The sequence below is a fragment of the Hafnia alvei genome, assembly GCF_034424155.1.
Classification (GTDB): domain Bacteria; phylum Pseudomonadota; class Gammaproteobacteria; order Enterobacterales; family Enterobacteriaceae; genus Hafnia; species Hafnia alvei.
The window spans coordinates 553,182-568,175 of sequence record NZ_CP139992.1; the positions used below are offsets into that span (position 1 = coordinate 553,182).

Annotated in this window: 13 protein-coding genes and 2 tRNA genes; 13 read left to right on the forward strand and 2 right to left on the reverse strand. The window is 49.3% G+C overall.

Annotated elements, in window-relative coordinates; genetic code table 11:
• Positions 1 to 23 precede the first annotated feature (23 nt).
• On the reverse strand, positions 24 to 1,457 hold the full coding sequence (dacB, locus tag U0008_RS02565) for a serine-type D-Ala-D-Ala carboxypeptidase (RefSeq protein ID WP_025798836.1): 1,434 nt from the start codon (positions 1,455 to 1,457) through the stop codon (positions 24 to 26).
• Positions 1,458 to 1,732: 275 nt separating this feature from the next.
• On the opposite strand from dacB, the gene greA reads away from it, so the two are divergent.
• Complete coding sequence (greA, locus tag U0008_RS02570) at positions 1,733 to 2,209, forward strand: transcription elongation factor GreA (RefSeq protein ID WP_025798838.1); 477 nt, start codon at positions 1,733 to 1,735, stop codon at positions 2,207 to 2,209.
• Positions 2,210 to 2,348: 139 nt separating this feature from the next.
• Here greA and yhbY read toward each other — a convergent pair whose 3' ends face one another.
• Positions 2,349 to 2,642, reverse strand: coding sequence for a ribosome assembly RNA-binding protein YhbY (gene yhbY, locus U0008_RS02575; protein WP_025798840.1), 294 nt, complete (start codon positions 2,640 to 2,642; stop codon positions 2,349 to 2,351).
• Positions 2,643 to 2,782: 140 nt separating this feature from the next.
• Between yhbY and rlmE the strand changes: the two genes are divergently transcribed.
• The 12 genes from rlmE (at position 2,783) to truB (ending at position 14,961) form a co-directional block, all read left to right on the forward strand.
• Positions 2,783 to 3,409: a 23S rRNA (uridine(2552)-2'-O)-methyltransferase RlmE gene (rlmE, locus tag U0008_RS02580; RefSeq protein ID WP_025798842.1), complete on the forward strand. Its 627-nt coding sequence runs from the start codon at positions 2,783 to 2,785 to the stop codon at positions 3,407 to 3,409.
• Between the two features lie 56 nt (positions 3,410 to 3,465).
• Positions 3,466 to 5,409 (forward strand): ATP-dependent zinc metalloprotease FtsH, encoded by a 1,944-nt coding sequence (ftsH, locus tag U0008_RS02585; RefSeq protein ID WP_043490719.1) that lies wholly within the window; start codon positions 3,466 to 3,468, stop codon positions 5,407 to 5,409.
• 116 nt (positions 5,410 to 5,525) lie between these two features.
• Positions 5,526 to 6,359 carry a dihydropteroate synthase gene (folP, locus tag U0008_RS02590; RefSeq protein WP_043490722.1) on the forward strand — a complete coding sequence of 278 codons (834 nt, stop codon included), beginning with the start codon at positions 5,526 to 5,528 and terminating at the stop codon, positions 6,357 to 6,359.
• A gap of 6 nt (positions 6,360 to 6,365) precedes the next feature.
• On the forward strand, positions 6,366 to 7,703 hold the full coding sequence (gene glmM, locus U0008_RS02595; protein WP_043490725.1) for a phosphoglucosamine mutase: 1,338 nt from the start codon (positions 6,366 to 6,368) through the stop codon (positions 7,701 to 7,703).
• A gap of 235 nt (positions 7,704 to 7,938) precedes the next feature.
• Positions 7,939 to 8,274: a preprotein translocase subunit SecG gene (gene secG, locus U0008_RS02600; RefSeq protein WP_025798849.1), complete on the forward strand. Its 336-nt coding sequence runs from the start codon at positions 7,939 to 7,941 to the stop codon at positions 8,272 to 8,274.
• Between the two features lie 127 nt (positions 8,275 to 8,401).
• Positions 8,402 to 8,488 (forward strand) — tRNA-Leu (locus U0008_RS02605).
• Between the two features lie 56 nt (positions 8,489 to 8,544).
• Positions 8,545 to 8,621: transfer RNA gene (locus tag U0008_RS02610), tRNA-Met, on the forward strand.
• 215 nt (positions 8,622 to 8,836) lie between these two features.
• On the forward strand, positions 8,837 to 9,289 hold the full coding sequence (gene rimP / locus U0008_RS02615) for a ribosome maturation factor RimP (protein ID WP_025798851.1): 453 nt from the start codon (positions 8,837 to 8,839) through the stop codon (positions 9,287 to 9,289).
• 21 nt (positions 9,290 to 9,310) lie between these two features.
• Positions 9,311 to 10,798 (forward strand): transcription termination factor NusA, encoded by a 1,488-nt coding sequence (gene nusA, locus U0008_RS02620; RefSeq protein ID WP_025798853.1) that lies wholly within the window; start codon positions 9,311 to 9,313, stop codon positions 10,796 to 10,798.
• A 24-nt stretch (positions 10,799 to 10,822) separates the two neighbouring features.
• Positions 10,823 to 13,525: a translation initiation factor IF-2 gene (infB, locus tag U0008_RS02625; protein ID WP_025798855.1), complete on the forward strand. Its 2,703-nt coding sequence runs from the start codon at positions 10,823 to 10,825 to the stop codon at positions 13,523 to 13,525.
• Positions 13,526 to 13,597: 72 nt separating this feature from the next.
• The gene (gene rbfA, locus U0008_RS02630) at positions 13,598 to 14,008 is read left to right on the forward strand and encodes a 30S ribosome-binding factor RbfA (protein ID WP_025798857.1); all 411 of its coding nucleotides are present in this window, start codon (positions 13,598 to 13,600) and stop codon (positions 14,006 to 14,008) included.
• Complete coding sequence (gene truB, locus U0008_RS02635) at positions 14,008 to 14,961, forward strand: tRNA pseudouridine(55) synthase TruB (protein WP_043490727.1); 954 nt, start codon at positions 14,008 to 14,010, stop codon at positions 14,959 to 14,961. The genes rbfA and truB overlap by 1 nt, the downstream gene beginning before the upstream one ends.
• Positions 14,962 to 14,994: the final 33 nt, after the last annotated feature.

Consider the following 14,994-nt stretch of genomic DNA (forward strand, 5'->3'; position numbering starts at 1 on the left):
AATAGCCTGTTATTTAGATATCACTAATTGTTTTGGTATATATCCCGATAGAGTCGACTTTCAAAGCGAACCAGCGGTGCACGGCGGATTTTTTGATCCTGTGGTGGAACAGCATAACCCGAAAGATATTGGACGAATGCCATTCGCTGACCGCTTGCCGTCGTAATAAAGCCAGCTAAATTATATACCCCTTGCAGAGAGCCGGTTTTCGCTGAGACTTTCCCATCGACCCCTGCTTCATGAAGACCGCCGCGGTACTGTAAGGTTCCGTCGTGGCCGGCCAAAGGCAACATTGAGATAATGTTTAGCTGCTGATCGTTTTGCGCAATATATTGCAGAACTTGCATCATGGTCGCGGGTGAAATCAGATTGTGACGAGACAAACCAGAGCCATCGACCAAAATTGTATTGCCCAAGTTGATCCCCGCTTTCTGACGCAGGATCTGCCGTACAGAGTCAGCGCCTGCTCGCCATGTGCCTGGAACGCCTAAGCGTTCATGACCGATAGTACGGAATACGGTATCGGCAATCATGTTGTCAGATTTTTTCAGCATCGTATGCAGCAAGCTGCTCAGCGGGGCTGATTGGGTCTGAGCCAAAATAGTCGCAGCAGCGTTAGGCGTTGTTTGACGGCGCAGGTTGCCATCGATTTGGATTTCAGACTGACGAAGCTCATCTTTCACAATAGCACCGGCGTAGCTTGCGCCATCTTGAACCGCAAACGCCAGCGGTAGTGGCTCAGAACGCTGAGTCAGGCAACCCGTAACGGTAAAGCGGTTTAGCTCTCCCGGCACTACGTCCAGCTCGCAGTATTGCGCGTCAGGGGAGCCTTTGGCCAAGGTGCGCACTTCGCTAAACATATGTACGGGATAATACGACGCGACGCGGATAAACGCGGTATCACCGGCTTTCGGCGCGCTATAAAGTGAAATCGAGAAACAGTTGCGATCGACAATAGCTGCCGCAGGTGGTGCACTAAAGCACTGGGTCATGTCATTCCATGGCCATCCGGGCGCTTTGTCATGGCTGGCAAACACGGAGGTATCGATCAAAATATCCCCCGTAATTTCATTGATGCCCTGTTTTTTCAGCGCCGTCACCATATTGCGGATATGCTGGCGCCGCAGCGTTGGATCACCGCCAAAGCGAACGATTAAGTCGCCTTTTAGCTTTCCGTCGCTAATAGAACCACGGGTTTCCATGGTGGTTGAAAAGCGATAGTCAGGCCCGAGCTGAAGCAGTGCCGCTAGTGCAGTGATGACTTTTTGCGTACTAGCAGGCAACGCCATTTGCTGCCCATGAAAATCAATGGCAGGGGTCGGGGAGCCTATTTTTTGCACCAAAAGGGCTAAGTTAGCGCCATCTGGCAAATATTGGGTGTAATCTTGGACGGGCGCAGCTTGAGTACTAAAAGCTAAGGCACAAGCCAATCCACTGATAATTCGTGAAAATTGCATAATCCCGGGATAACTACAGAGTAACGTGCCTGTCATACTACGGTGCATCTAGGGTTAAAGTAAACGATGATACTTGCTGAACTCTACGTTAAAATAGCCGTCAAAATGCAAAATCGATTTTAACTTGGGTTTTTTGACCCCGAGTTAATATTTTTTTATTCAACGCCAAGGTCTGAGGGCGCATTTTCGAACCTTCAGCCGATCGCTTCCGGCCATCCATCGATGGCGTCAGGATGAGGGCGACTTAAGCAGAATAGATTTAAGGTGACTAAATTATGAACCAGATTCCTATGACGTTGCGTGGCGCAGAAAAACTGCGTGAAGAGTTAGAGTATTTGAAAGGTACTCGCCGTCCGCAAATCATTGCCGACATCGCCGATGCGCGCGAGCATGGTGACTTGAAAGAGAACGCCGAATACCACGCAGCTCGTGAACAGCAAGGTTTCTGTGAAGGCCGCATTCAGGAAATCGAAGCGAAGCTTTCAAACGCTAACGTGATTGATGTTACTAAAATTCCAAATACTGGCCGTGTGATTTTTGGTTGTACGGTAAGCGTTGAGAACCTCGACACTGAAGATAAGCTGACTTATTCGATCGTGGGCGATGATGAAGCTGATTTTAAACACAACCGCATCTCGGTGAACTCACCGATTGCACGCGGTCTTATCGGCAAAGAACAGGGGGATATTGTGGTGATCAAAACTCCTGGTGGCGAAGTTGAATTCGAAATTTTGAAGGTCGAATACATCTGATTTTTCTTGATGTTGCTGAGAGTTTGTACAATCGGCAATAAGTTTTGTAAAGATAAGAAAAAGGCCGCAATGCGGCCTTTCTATTAGGGTGAGAAAGCATCTCAGTTTGTGCTATATCTTTTCTTTATACGAAAAGGTATTAACGCGGTAAACTGATCTTGCGTTCTTGGCTTGGGCGGTAAATGACTAATACGTTACCGATCAGCTGCACTTGACACGCACCAGTTTCTCGGACGATGGCGTCAGCAATCAAGGTTTTGGTTTCGCGCTCTTCAGCGGCAATTTTCACCTTGATGAGTTCATGATGCGTTAGCGCCTGTTCAATTTCAGCGAGAACACCTTCAGTCAAACCATTGTTGCCTAATTGCACAACAGGTTTGAGCGGATGGGCCAAGCTTTTTAGGTGCTGTTTTTGCTTGTTATTCAGATTCATCGTCTTTTTTGCTTAGGTTGGGATTGAAAACGGTACATTCTACCGCCATCTCCAGTGTATCACCAAATCGGTCTTACATTGTCATGGACACTCCGAAGCAACTGAGTGGATGAAACTGTTGTTTAGAGAGTTAATATCAGATGGGTAAAAAACGTTCCGCCAGCTCAAACCGCTGGATGCACGAACACTTTAGTGACAAATATGTCATTCAGGCGCAGAAAAAGGGACTTCGTTCTCGTGCTTGGTTTAAACTTGATGAAATACAAAGCACTGACAAACTGTTTAAACCTGGGATGACCGTTGTTGACTTGGGTGCTGCGCCGGGAGGATGGTCACAGTATGTGGTCACACAAATCGGAAACAGTGGGCGAGTGATTGCCTGCGATATTCTGCCTATGGATCCTATCGTTGGTGTCGATTTCCTTCAGGGCGATTTTCGTGATGAATTAGTTCTCAAAGCGCTGACCGAACGCGTGGGTGAGGATAAAGTACAGGTTGTGATGTCGGATATGGCTCCCAACATGAGTGGTACGCCGTCGGTAGATATTCCGCGCTCAATGTATCTGGTTGAATTAGCGCTGGAAATGGCCAAGGATGTTTTAGCTCCTGGCGGTAGTTTTTTGGTGAAAGTGTTCCAGGGAGAGGGCTTTGATGAGTACCTTACGCAGATCCGCTCCCTGTTTACGAAGGTTAAGATTCGTAAGCCTGATGCATCCCGAGCACGTTCGCGGGAAGTATACATCGTAGCGACAGGGCGGAAACTATAGTACCCTGATGCTTATTGTTAACACAGTTGTAATATGAGGTTAATCCCTTGAGTGACATGGCGAAAAACCTAATCCTCTGGCTGGTCATCGCAGTAGTGCTGATGTCTGTGTTCCAGAGCTTTGGGCCCAGCGAATCGAACAGCCGTAGGGTGGATTACTCTACGTTCCTAACTGAGGTTAATCAGGATCAGGTACGTGAGGTCCGTATTAATGGACGTGAAATTAACGTAATCAAGAAAGACAGCGGCAAATACACCACCTACATTCCAGTTAACGATCCTAAGCTGTTGGATTCTCTGTTAACGAAGAATGTAAAAGTGGTTGGTGAACCGCCGGAAGAGCCAAGCTTGCTGGCTTCAATCTTCATTTCTTGGTTCCCAATGCTATTGCTTATTGGGGTCTGGATCTTCTTTATGCGTCAGATGCAGGGCGGCGGTGGCAAAGGTGCCATGTCGTTCGGTAAGAGCAAAGCTCGCATGCTGACCGAAGATCAGATCAAAACCACTTTTGCAGACGTCGCCGGTTGTGACGAAGCAAAAGAAGAAGTTGCCGAATTAGTGGAATACCTGCGTGACCCAAGCCGTTTCCAGAAACTGGGCGGTAAGATCCCGACAGGCATCTTGATGGTTGGTCCTCCAGGTACAGGTAAAACCTTGCTGGCTAAAGCCATCGCGGGTGAAGCTAAAGTTCCGTTCTTTACTATTTCCGGTTCTGACTTTGTTGAAATGTTCGTCGGTGTGGGTGCATCCCGTGTCCGTGACATGTTTGAACAGGCGAAGAAAGCAGCCCCATGTATCATCTTCATCGATGAAATTGACGCCGTAGGCCGTCAACGTGGTGCGGGTTTAGGCGGTGGTCACGATGAACGTGAACAAACCCTGAACCAGATGCTGGTTGAGATGGATGGTTTTGAAGGTAACGAAGGTATCATCGTTATTGCCGCAACTAACCGCCCAGACGTACTGGACCCTGCGCTGCTGCGTCCAGGCCGTTTCGACCGTCAGGTTGTGGTTGGTTTGCCAGACGTACGTGGTCGTGAGCAGATCCTGAAAGTTCATATGCGTCGCGTGCCATTGGCAACAGACATTGATGCATCTGTTATTGCACGTGGTACGCCAGGCTTCTCCGGTGCTGATTTGGCTAACTTAGTTAACGAAGCTGCCTTGTTTGCTGCCCGTACTAACAAACGCGTTGTATCGATGGTTGAGTTTGAAAAAGCCAAAGATAAGATCATGATGGGCGCAGAGCGTCGTTCTATGGTCATGACCGAAGAGCAGAAAGAATCTACCGCGTATCATGAAGCAGGCCATGCGATCATCGGTCGTCTGGTTCCTGAACATGACCCGGTACACAAAGTCACTATTATTCCGCGCGGTCGTGCGTTAGGTGTGACCTTCTTCCTGCCACAGGGCGACGCTATCAGCTACAGCCGTCAGAAGCTGGAAAGTATGATTTCCGTTGCCTACGGTGGTCGTTTGGCTGAAGAACTGATTTACGGCGTTGAAAATGTTTCTACTGGCGCATCACAGGACATCAAACAGGCGACCACAATCGCTCGTAACATGGTGACCCAATGGGGCTTCTCAGAAAAACTGGGTCCATTGCTGTATGCGGAAGAAGAAGGTGAAGTGTTCTTAGGTCGTTCGGTTTCTAAGACAAAACACATGTCTGACGAAACTGCACGCATCATCGACCAAGAAGTGAAAGCATTGATTGAGCGTAACTATGCGCGCACGCGCCAGTTGCTGGAAGACAATATGGATATCATGCATGCGATGAAAGATGCATTGATGAAATATGAAACTATCGATGCTCCGCAGGTTGATGATCTAATGGCTCGCCGCGAAGTTCGTCCACCGGCTGGCTGGGAAGAAGAGCAAAATAACCGTTCAGACAACGGTGGCGCTCCTCAAGCTCCAGTGAATAAGCCAGCGGAAGAACAGCTGAATACGCCATCTTCTGATGACAACATCACAACTGGCAACACCGGCGAGAAGTAATCGCGCTGACTGATGTAGCCAATATCGTGTGCTGACAGACAAACCCCGACTTGCTCGGGGTTTTTTTTTGCGTTCAAATACCCACCTCAAAAATAAAAATGATATATGGAGACTGCATGCAGCTGAAAGCGCAAGGGTTAACTCTGGACCTTACTTACCCTCAAGTGATGGGGATTCTGAATGTCACGCCGGATTCATTTTCCGACGGCGGCAAACATAATGGATTGGATGCCGCTTTGCGCCATGCGGAAGCGATGATCAGCGCAGGTGCAACCATTATTGACGTGGGCGGTGAATCGACTCGCCCTGGTGCCGCAGAGGTGAGCACCGAAGAAGAACTTGAACGTGTGGTGCCCATTGTTGAGCTGATTGCTCGCTATTTCGACGTTTGGATTTCGGTAGATACGTCAAAAGCCGAAGTGATTACCGCCAGTGCTCAGGCGGGCGCGACGTTGATCAATGATATTCGTTCTTTGAGTGAGCCCGGCGCGTTAGAAGCGGCAGCACAATCGGGTTTGCCGATATGCCTGATGCATATGCAGGGCGATCCCAAAACCATGCAGCGTAAACCTGTCTATACCGACGTGGTTGCCGAAGTAGATAGCTATCTGACATCACAAATTGAACGATGCACCGCGGCAGGCATTGATAAAAGCCGCCTATTGATTGATCCTGGTTTTGGTTTTGGCAAGAATCTGGAGCATAATTACCAACTTCTGGCTCACCTAGCGCATTTCCATCATTTTGGTTTACCGCTTCTGGTCGGTATGTCTCGTAAATCAATGATTGGCCAGCTTCTTAAAGTTGGCCCGACACAACGCGTGACGGGAAGTGTGGCATGTGCAGTGATTGCCGCAATGCAAGGAGCCCATATTATTCGGGTTCATGATGTTAAAGAGACGGTTGAGGCGATGCGTGTCGTCGAAGCTACACTTTCAGCGAAGGGATAAAGATTTATGAGCGAGCGCAAATATTTTGGTACGGACGGGATTCGCGGAAAAGTGGGTGACTGCCCGATTACTCCTGATTTTGTGTTAAAGCTCGGCTGGGCTGCGGGTAAGGTTTTGGCGCGTCACGGTTCGCGTAAAATTATCATCGGTAAAGATACCCGTATTTCTGGTTATATGCTGGAGTCTGCTTTAGAAGCGGGTCTGGCTGCGGCGGGCTTATCGGCGTCCTTCACCGGGCCAATGCCAACGCCTGCTGTCGCTTATCTCACGCGTACTTTCCGTGCTGAAGCCGGTATTGTTATCTCTGCGTCGCACAACCCTTATTACGATAATGGGATTAAATTCTTCTCAATCGACGGCACTAAGTTGCCAGATGAAGTCGAAGAAGCGATTGAGGCCGAAATGGAAAAGCCATTGACCTGCGTGGAATCGGCTGAGCTGGGTAAAGCAAACCGTATCGTCGATGCCGCTGGTCGTTATATCGAATTCTGTAAGAGTACTTTCCCAACGGAATTAAGCCTGAGCGGCCTTAAAATTGTTGTCGACTGTGCCAACGGTGCGACTTATCACATCGCGCCTAGCGTGCTGCGTGAGCTTGGTGCAACGGTGATTGCCATCGGCTGTGAGCCTGATGGTATGAACATCAACAAAGAGTGTGGCGCAACTGACGTACGCCAGCTTCAGGCGCGTGTTCTCGCCGAGAAAGCCGATGTCGGTTTGGCATTTGATGGCGATGGTGACCGTGTCATGATGGTTGACCATTTAGGCCATAAAGTTGACGGGGACCAGATCCTTTATCTTACCGCGCGTGAAAACCTGCGTCAGGGTAATCTGCGTGGCGGGGCGGTAGGCACCCTGATGAGCAATATGGGCTTAGAACTGGCACTGAAACAGCTAGGGATACCATTTGCACGCGCGAAAGTTGGTGACCGTTACGTACTGGAAATGATGGCCGCGAAAGGCTGGCGCTTAGGCGCTGAAAACTCAGGTCATGTGATTATTCTCGACAAAACAACCACCGGTGACGGCATTGTGGCCGGTCTGCAAGTGTTGGCTGCTATCGTGCGTAACCATATGACCTTGCACGATCTGTGCAGCGGCATGAAGTTATTACCACAGGTTCTGGTCAACGTGCGTTTTGCGGGGAATCACGATCCACTGCAAACGGACAGCGTAAAAGCGGTGACGGCAGAGGTCGAAGCGCAGCTTAATGGCCGTGGACGCGTGCTGTTACGTAAATCAGGTACCGAACCGTTGATTCGTGTGATGGTGGAAGGCGAAGATGATGCGCAAGTGACAGAAATGGCTAACCGCATCGCTGACGCCGTGAAAGCCGCAGGTTAACTAACTGCCGAGCAATTTTGTCAGCATGTTTGTCAGTGTAGTTATGTGATGAAAAACCAGCGAATCTTGATGTTTTGCTGGTTTTTTCTGCAATCGCGCTACACATCATAAATTGCTCTTGCACGGCTTGGCGGCATTGGGTAGTATTCACACCCGCTTCAGTAGACTTATTTTTGTCTGCTTTAATGGTTGAAGCTTTTGGCTGCGGAAATCCCGCAAGGAAACAGGTACGACTATGTATGAAGCTCTTTTAGTAATTTTCCTGCTGGTATCAATTGGCTTAGTTGCCATGGTTATGCTGCAGCAAGGTAAAGGTGCTGATATGGGCGCTTCATTCGGCGCTGGCGCATCTGCAACTTTGTTCGGTTCCAACGGCTCTGGTAACTTCATGACCCGTACAACAGCTGTCCTCGCGACGTTGTTCTTCGTACTGAGTCTGGTTCTGGGTAACCTGAGCGGTCAGCAAGGCAAGAAAGGTAGTGAGTGGGAAAATCTGGGTGCGCCAGTGAAAACTGAGCAACCTGCTGCACCAGCAGCTCCGGTAACCCCAAGTAGCGATATTCCTCACTAATCGCACTAGCTTGAAGCCAGCAGTAACCAAGAAGTACAGAATTTAGCAGTAAAGTTTTTAAAAGCTATCTTTTAGAGACTGAAGTAAAAGGTGATAAGTTTTGAATACGGCTTATCACTTTCGTAATGCCGAGGTGGTGGAATTGGTAGACACGCTACCTTGAGGTGGTAGTGCCCAATAGGGCTTACGGGTTCAAGTCCCGTCCTCGGTACCAATCCTTGATAACTTGTTTTTTCAACGTTATTAGAGTAGTATTCGCCACGATTCGGACGCGGGGTGGAGCAGCCTGGTAGCTCGTCGGGCTCATAACCCGAAGGTCGTCGGTTCAAATCCGGCCCCCGCAACCACTTTCCTAAAGTATCTTTTTTCAAATATACTGTTTACGTTCAGCCAACGACTCAAACGGGTGTTTTGAAAAAAATATTGTCAGAAAGCGGCACTGAATTCGTTCGGCAGTATATAGGGTCCAGTTGCATAAAGCCCCGATTTTTCGGGGTTTTTTGTTATCTGACAACAGAATCACTGGGCTATTTAGCCCTTTTTTTATGTCTTGGGGGTGGGCTTGTCCACATTAGAGCAAAAATTGACAGAGATGATTTCGGCGCCGGTTGAGGCATTAGGCTTCGAATTGGTTGGTATTGAGTTCATCCGCAGTCACCATTCAACGCTACGCATCTATATTGATAGTGACGAAGGGATCAATGTTGATGATTGTGCTGATGTCAGCCACCAGGTCAGTGCCGTTCTTGACGTCGAAGATCCAATTACGGTTGCATATAACCTGGAAGTTTCATCTCCTGGCCTTGATCGTCCGATGTTTACCGCTGAACACTACGTCCGTTTTATGGGCGAAGAAGTTTCTTTGGTATTGCGTATGGCGGTGCAGAATCGTCGCAAATGGCAGGGTATTATTAAAGCTGTCGAAGGCGAGATGATCACGGTTACTGTAGATGGAAAAGACGAAGTGTTCGCGCTGAGCAACATCCAGAAAGCGAACCTGGTACCCCACTTTTAAAGTTTGGATGAGGCCACTAGGATGAACAAAGAAATTCTGGCTGTTGTTGAGGCAGTTTCCAACGAAAAATCGCTTCCTCGCGAAAAAATTTTTGAAGCACTGGAAACTGCACTGGCGACTGCCACCAAGAAAAAATACGAACAAGAAATCGACGTTCGTGTTTGCATCGATCGCAAAACTGGCGATTTCGATACTTTCCGTCGCTGGGTTATCGTTGATGAAGTTACTCAACCAACCCGCGAAATTACTCTTGATGCGGCTCAGTTTGAAGATCCAGCGTTACAGCTGGGTGAGTATGTCGAAGACCAGATCGAATCTGTCACCTTCGACCGTATTACGACTCAAACCGCAAAACAGGTTATCGTACAAAAAGTACGTGAAGCTGAACGCGCGATGGTGGTTGATGCATTCCGTCAGCACCAAGGTGAGATCGTCACCGGCGTGGTTAAAAAAGTAAATCGCGACAACATCTCATTAGATCTGGGCAGCAATGCCGAAGCCGTTATTGGCCGTGAAGACATGCTTCCGCGTGAAAACTTCCGTCCGGGTGACCGTATCCGCGGTGTGCTGTATGACGTGCGTCCAGAAGCACGTGGCGCTCAGCTGTTTGTGAGCCGTTCACGTCCAGAAATGCTGATCGAGCTGTTCCGCATTGAAGTGCCGGAAATCGGCGAAGAAGTCATCGAGATTAAAGCCGCAGCCCGCGATCCGGGTTCCCGTGCGAAAATCGCGGTGAAAACCAACGATAAACGTATTGACCCGGTAGGGGCGTGTGTGGGTATGCGCGGTGCGCGTGTTCAGGCCGTTTCTAGCGAACTGGGTGGCGAACGTATCGACATCGTATTGTGGGATGATAATCCAGCACAGTTCGTTATCAATGCTATGGCGCCAGCCGACGTGGCTTCTATTGTTGTGGATGAAGATAAACACACAATGGACATCGCGGTTGAAGCAAGCAATCTGGCTCAGGCAATTGGGCGTAATGGCCAAAACGTTCGTCTGGCAGCTCAACTGAGCGGCTGGGAACTGAACGTAATGACCGTTGATGATCTTCAGGCTAAACATCAGGCCGAAGCTCACGCAGCTATCGATACATTCACCAAATATCTCGATATTGACGAAGACTTCGCAACCCTATTGGTTGAAGAAGGCTTCTCTACTCTGGAAGAACTGGCTTACGTTCCTGAACAGGAGCTGTTGGCCATTGACGGTCTGGATGAAGATACGGTAGACGCTTTGCGCGAGCGCGCAAAAAATGCGTTAACCACTCTGGCTTTGGCTCAGGAAGAAAGCCTGGGTGACCAAAAGCCAGCCGACGACCTGTTGGGTCTGGAAGGTTTAGACCGTGGTATCGCCTTTAAAATGGCCGCTCGTGGGGTTTGTACGCTGGAAGATCTTGCCGAGCAGGGCATCGACGATCTGGCAGATATTGAAGGCCTGAATAGTGAAAAGGCCGGCGAGCTGATTATGGCTGCGCGTAATATTTGCTGGTTTGGCGATAGTGAATAATGAACTGTAGCGGGAAGGAACAGCATGACAGAAGTAACCGTAAAATCACTGGCAGCAGAGATACAGACTTCCGTTGATCGCCTGGTACAGCAGTTAGCTGATGCAGGGATTAAGAAGTCAGAAAATGATTCTGTGAGCCCACAGGAAAGAGAAACATTATTAGCTCATTTAAATCGTGAGCATGGCAGCGCATCAGGTAAACTGACGCTGCAGCGTAAAACACGCAGCACATTGAATGTTCCAAGCACCGGCGGAAAAAGCAAAGCCGTGCAAATTGAGGTCCGCAAAAAGCGCACTTATGTAAAAGGCGATGCGGCAGCTGAACAGGCTGAAGCAGAAGCACAGGCACAGCGTGAAGCGGAAGAGCAGGCTCGTCGTGAGACTGAAGAGAAAGCAAAACGTGAAGCAGAAGAAAAAGCGAAGCGTATTGCTGAAGATCAGGCGAAACGTAACCTGGAAGAGCAAGCCAAACGTGAGGCCGCTGATAAAGCTAAGCGTGGCGCAGCGGAAAGTGAAAAAGTGACGAATCAAAATACCGACGAAAAAACCAAAGCTGCGCATGCTGAGAAAGCGCGCCGTGAAGCCGAAGCTGCTGCACTGAAACGCAAAGCTGAAGAAGAAGCACTGCGTAAGCTTGAAGAAGACGCTAAGCGTGTTTCTGAAGAAGCTCGCAAAATGGCTGAAGCTAACGAAGGCAAAGCGCCAGAAGCAGAGACCGCAGAAGATACTTCTGACTACCACGTAACCACTTCTCATCATGCTCGTGAAGCAGAAGATGAAAACGACCGTCAGGTTGAAGCTGGCCGCGCTCGTGCACGTACCGCAACCAAAGCGACTAAGCAGAAGAAAGGCAATAAACTGTCTGAATCTAAAGCCGATCGTGAAGAAGCGCGTGCTCAGACTCGTGGTGGTAAAGGCAAACGTAAACCAAGCACTCTGCAGCAAGGCTTCAACAAGCCTGCTCAAGCGGTTAACCGTGACGTCATCATTGGCGAAACCATTACCGTTGCAGAACTGGCTAACAAAATGGCTGTTAAAGGCTCCCAGGTCATCAAAGCAATGATGAAGATGGGCGCTATGGCTACCATCAATCAGGTCATCGATCAGGAAACTGCTCAGATGGTTGCTGAAGAAATGGGCCATAAAGTTATCCTGCGTCGTGAAAACGAGCTGGAAGAAGCCGTAATGAGCGACCGTGATACCGGTGCAGCCGCTGAGCCGCGTGCTCCAGTTGTAACCATCATGGGCCACGTTGACCACGGTAAAACTTCCCTGCTGGACTACATCCGCTCCACGAAAGTGGCATCGGGCGAAGCAGGTGGTATTACTCAGCACATCGGTGCTTACCACGTAGAAACCGACAACGGTATGATCACCTTCCTGGATACCCCAGGTCACGCCGCATTTACTTCTATGCGTGCTCGTGGTGCTCAGGCTACAGACATCGTTGTTCTGGTTGTTGCTGCCGACGATGGCGTAATGCCACAGACTATCGAAGCAATCCAGCATGCTAAAGCGGCAAAAGTGCCGGTTGTTGTTGCTGTGAACAAAATCGATAAGCCTGAAGCGGATATGGATCGCGTTAAAAACGAACTGTCCCAGTACGGCGTAATGCCAGAAGAGTGGGGCGGCGAGTCTCAGTTCATCCCAGTATCTGCTAAAGCGGGTACCGGTATTGATGATCTGCTAGACGCAATTCTGTTGCAGGCAGAAGTTCTGGAATTGAAAGCAGTTCGCAGCGGTATGGCGAGCGGCGTTGTTATCGAATCCTTCCTGGATAAAGGTCGTGGTCCGGTTGCAACTGTTCTGGTTCAAGAAGGTACGCTGAATAAAGGCGATATCGTTCTGTGCGGTTTCGAGTATGGCCGTGTGCGTGCGATGCGCGACGAAATGGGCCGCGAAGTGACCTCAGCCGGTCCTTCTATCCCTGTAGAAATTCTGGGTCTGTCCAGCGTTCCTGCTGCCGGTGACGAAGCGACCGTTGTTCGTGACGAGAAAAAAGCCCGTGAAGTTGCTCTGTATCGTCAGGGTAAATTCCGCGAAGTTAAACTGGCTCGTCAGCAGAAATCTAAACTGGAAAACATGTTTGCGAACATGAGCGAAGGTGAAGTTTCTGAACTGAACATCGTACTGAAATCTGACGTACAGGGTTCTTGCGAAGCGATTTCCGATGCATTGTTAGGCCTGTCTACCGATGAAGTGAAAGTGAAAATTGTTGGCTCCGGCGTGGGCGGCATCACTGAAACTGACGCGACGCTGGCCGCTGCATCTAACGCTATCATCCTTGGCTTCAACGTCCGTGCCGATGCTTCTGCGCGTCGCGTGATTGAAACTGAAAGCTTGGATCTGCGTTACTACTCCGTCATCTATAACCTGATTGACGAAGTTAAGCAGGCGATGAGCGGTATGTTGGCGCCTGAATATCGTCAAGAAATCATCGGCTTGGCCGAAGTTCGTGACGTGTTCAAATCACCTAAGTTCGGTGCTATCGCAGGCTGTATGGTTACTGAAGGTGTCGTTAAACGTCACAACCCAATCCGCGTTCTGCGTGACAACGTGGTTATCTATGAAGGCGAGCTGGAATCTCTGCGCCGCTTCAAAGATGACGTTAACGAAGTCCGTAACGGCATGGAATGTGGTATCGGTGTTAAGAACTACAACGACGTTCGCACTGGCGATATGATCGAAGTATTCGAAATCATCGAAGTTAAGCGTACCATTGAGTAATTAGGTAAGCGCTCAGCTTATAATATCTTTGGGGGGCTTAATGCCCCCCAATTCGTCTGGGAGGAATCCAAAATGGCAAAAGAATTCAGCCGTACTCAGCGTGTATCTCAAGAGATGCAGAAAGAGATTGCGATCATTTTGCAACGTGAAGTTAAAGATCCACGCATCGGTATGGTGACGGTATCTGGCGTTGAAGTATCCCGCGATCTGGCTTATGCCAAAGTGTTTGTCACTTTCTTGAATGATAGCGATCCAAACGCGGTTCGAGTCGGTCTTAAAGCGTTGCATGAAGCTTCTGGCTTTATCCGCATGTTGATTGGTAAAGCAATGCGTTTGCGTGTTGTGCCTGAACTGACTTTTGCATACGACAACTCTTTGGTTGAAGGTATGCGTATGTCTAACTTGGTGACCAGCGTTGTGAAAAATGACGAAGAGCGTCGCTCAGCGTCAGGTGATACTTCAGGTAACTCTGAGGAGGAATAATGTCACGACCTCGCCGTCGCGGCCGTGATATTAACGGCGTTCTGTTATTAGACAAACACCAAGGTCTATCCTCAAATGACGTTTTGCAGAAAGTAAAACGCATCTATAACGCCAACAAAGCAGGCCATACCGGTGCGCTAGATCCTTTAGCAACCGGTATGCTGCCTATTTGCTTAGGCGAGTCGACCAAATTTTCTCAGTTCTTGCTGGATGCCGATAAACGCTACCGCGTGATTGCGCGTTTAGGGCAAAGAACAAATACCTCGGATGCTGATGGTGAAGTGGTTCAGGAACGTCCTGTGGAATTTACTCAGGAACAACTGGATGCGGCGCTGGAGCAGTTTCGTGGTGATAGCCAACAAATCCCATCGATGTACTCTGCGCTTAAACACCAAGGTAAGCCGCTGTATGAGTATGCGCGTCAGGGCATTGATGTCCCACGCGAAGCTCGCGACATTACGGTGTATGAACTGCAGTTTATCCGCTGGGAAGGCGATGAGTTAGAGTTAGAAATCCACTGCTCGAAAGGTACTTACATCCGAACCATCATTGATGACTTGGGTGAGGTTTTAGGCTGTGGCGCACACGTTATCTATTTACGTCGCGTGCAGGTTTCTAATTATCCGTCGGAGCGCATGGTTTCTCTGGAGCAATTGCAGCAAATGGTTGCCGCTGCTGAAGAGGCTGGCGTTGAACCGAGAACGGTTCTCGATCCGCTGCTGTTGCCAATGGATACCGCTGCATCTCATTTGCCGGAAATCAATCTAACCGATGTGGTTGCCGCCTATGTTCTTCAAGGACAACCGGTGCAGGTGCAAGGTTTGCCTGCTGAAGGTATGGTGCGCATCAATGTGGGTGAGAAACGTCGATTTATCGGCGTTGGCGAAGTGGATGACCAAGGACGCTTGGCCCCACGTCGCCTAGTAGTAGAAGAGCGCGTTCCTGAAGAGTAAGGTGCACTGAGCTCGATAAGGTGCTTTGTTGCG

Coding starts and splice junctions, on each gene's coding strand:
- folP (WP_043490722.1), top strand. CDS start 5,526: ATGCAGCTGAAAGCGCAAGGGTTAACTCTGGACCTTACTTACCCTCAA.
- rlmE (WP_025798842.1), top strand. CDS start 2,783: ATGGGTAAAAAACGTTCCGCCAGCTCAAACCGCTGGATGCACGAACAC.
- yhbY (WP_025798840.1), bottom strand. CDS start 2,642: ATGAATCTGAATAACAAGCAAAAACAGCACCTAAAAAGCTTGGCCCAT.
- dacB (WP_025798836.1), bottom strand. CDS start 1,457: ATGCAATTTTCACGAATTATCAGTGGATTGGCTTGTGCCTTAGCTTTT.
- rbfA (WP_025798857.1), top strand. CDS start 13,598: ATGGCAAAAGAATTCAGCCGTACTCAGCGTGTATCTCAAGAGATGCAG.
- infB (WP_025798855.1), top strand. CDS start 10,823: ATGACAGAAGTAACCGTAAAATCACTGGCAGCAGAGATACAGACTTCC.
- secG (WP_025798849.1), top strand. CDS start 7,939: ATGTATGAAGCTCTTTTAGTAATTTTCCTGCTGGTATCAATTGGCTTA.
- greA (WP_025798838.1), top strand. CDS start 1,733: ATGAACCAGATTCCTATGACGTTGCGTGGCGCAGAAAAACTGCGTGAA.
- glmM (WP_043490725.1), top strand. CDS start 6,366: ATGAGCGAGCGCAAATATTTTGGTACGGACGGGATTCGCGGAAAAGTG.
- ftsH (WP_043490719.1), top strand. CDS start 3,466: ATGGCGAAAAACCTAATCCTCTGGCTGGTCATCGCAGTAGTGCTGATG.
- truB (WP_043490727.1), top strand. CDS start 14,008: ATGTCACGACCTCGCCGTCGCGGCCGTGATATTAACGGCGTTCTGTTA.
- nusA (WP_025798853.1), top strand. CDS start 9,311: ATGAACAAAGAAATTCTGGCTGTTGTTGAGGCAGTTTCCAACGAAAAA.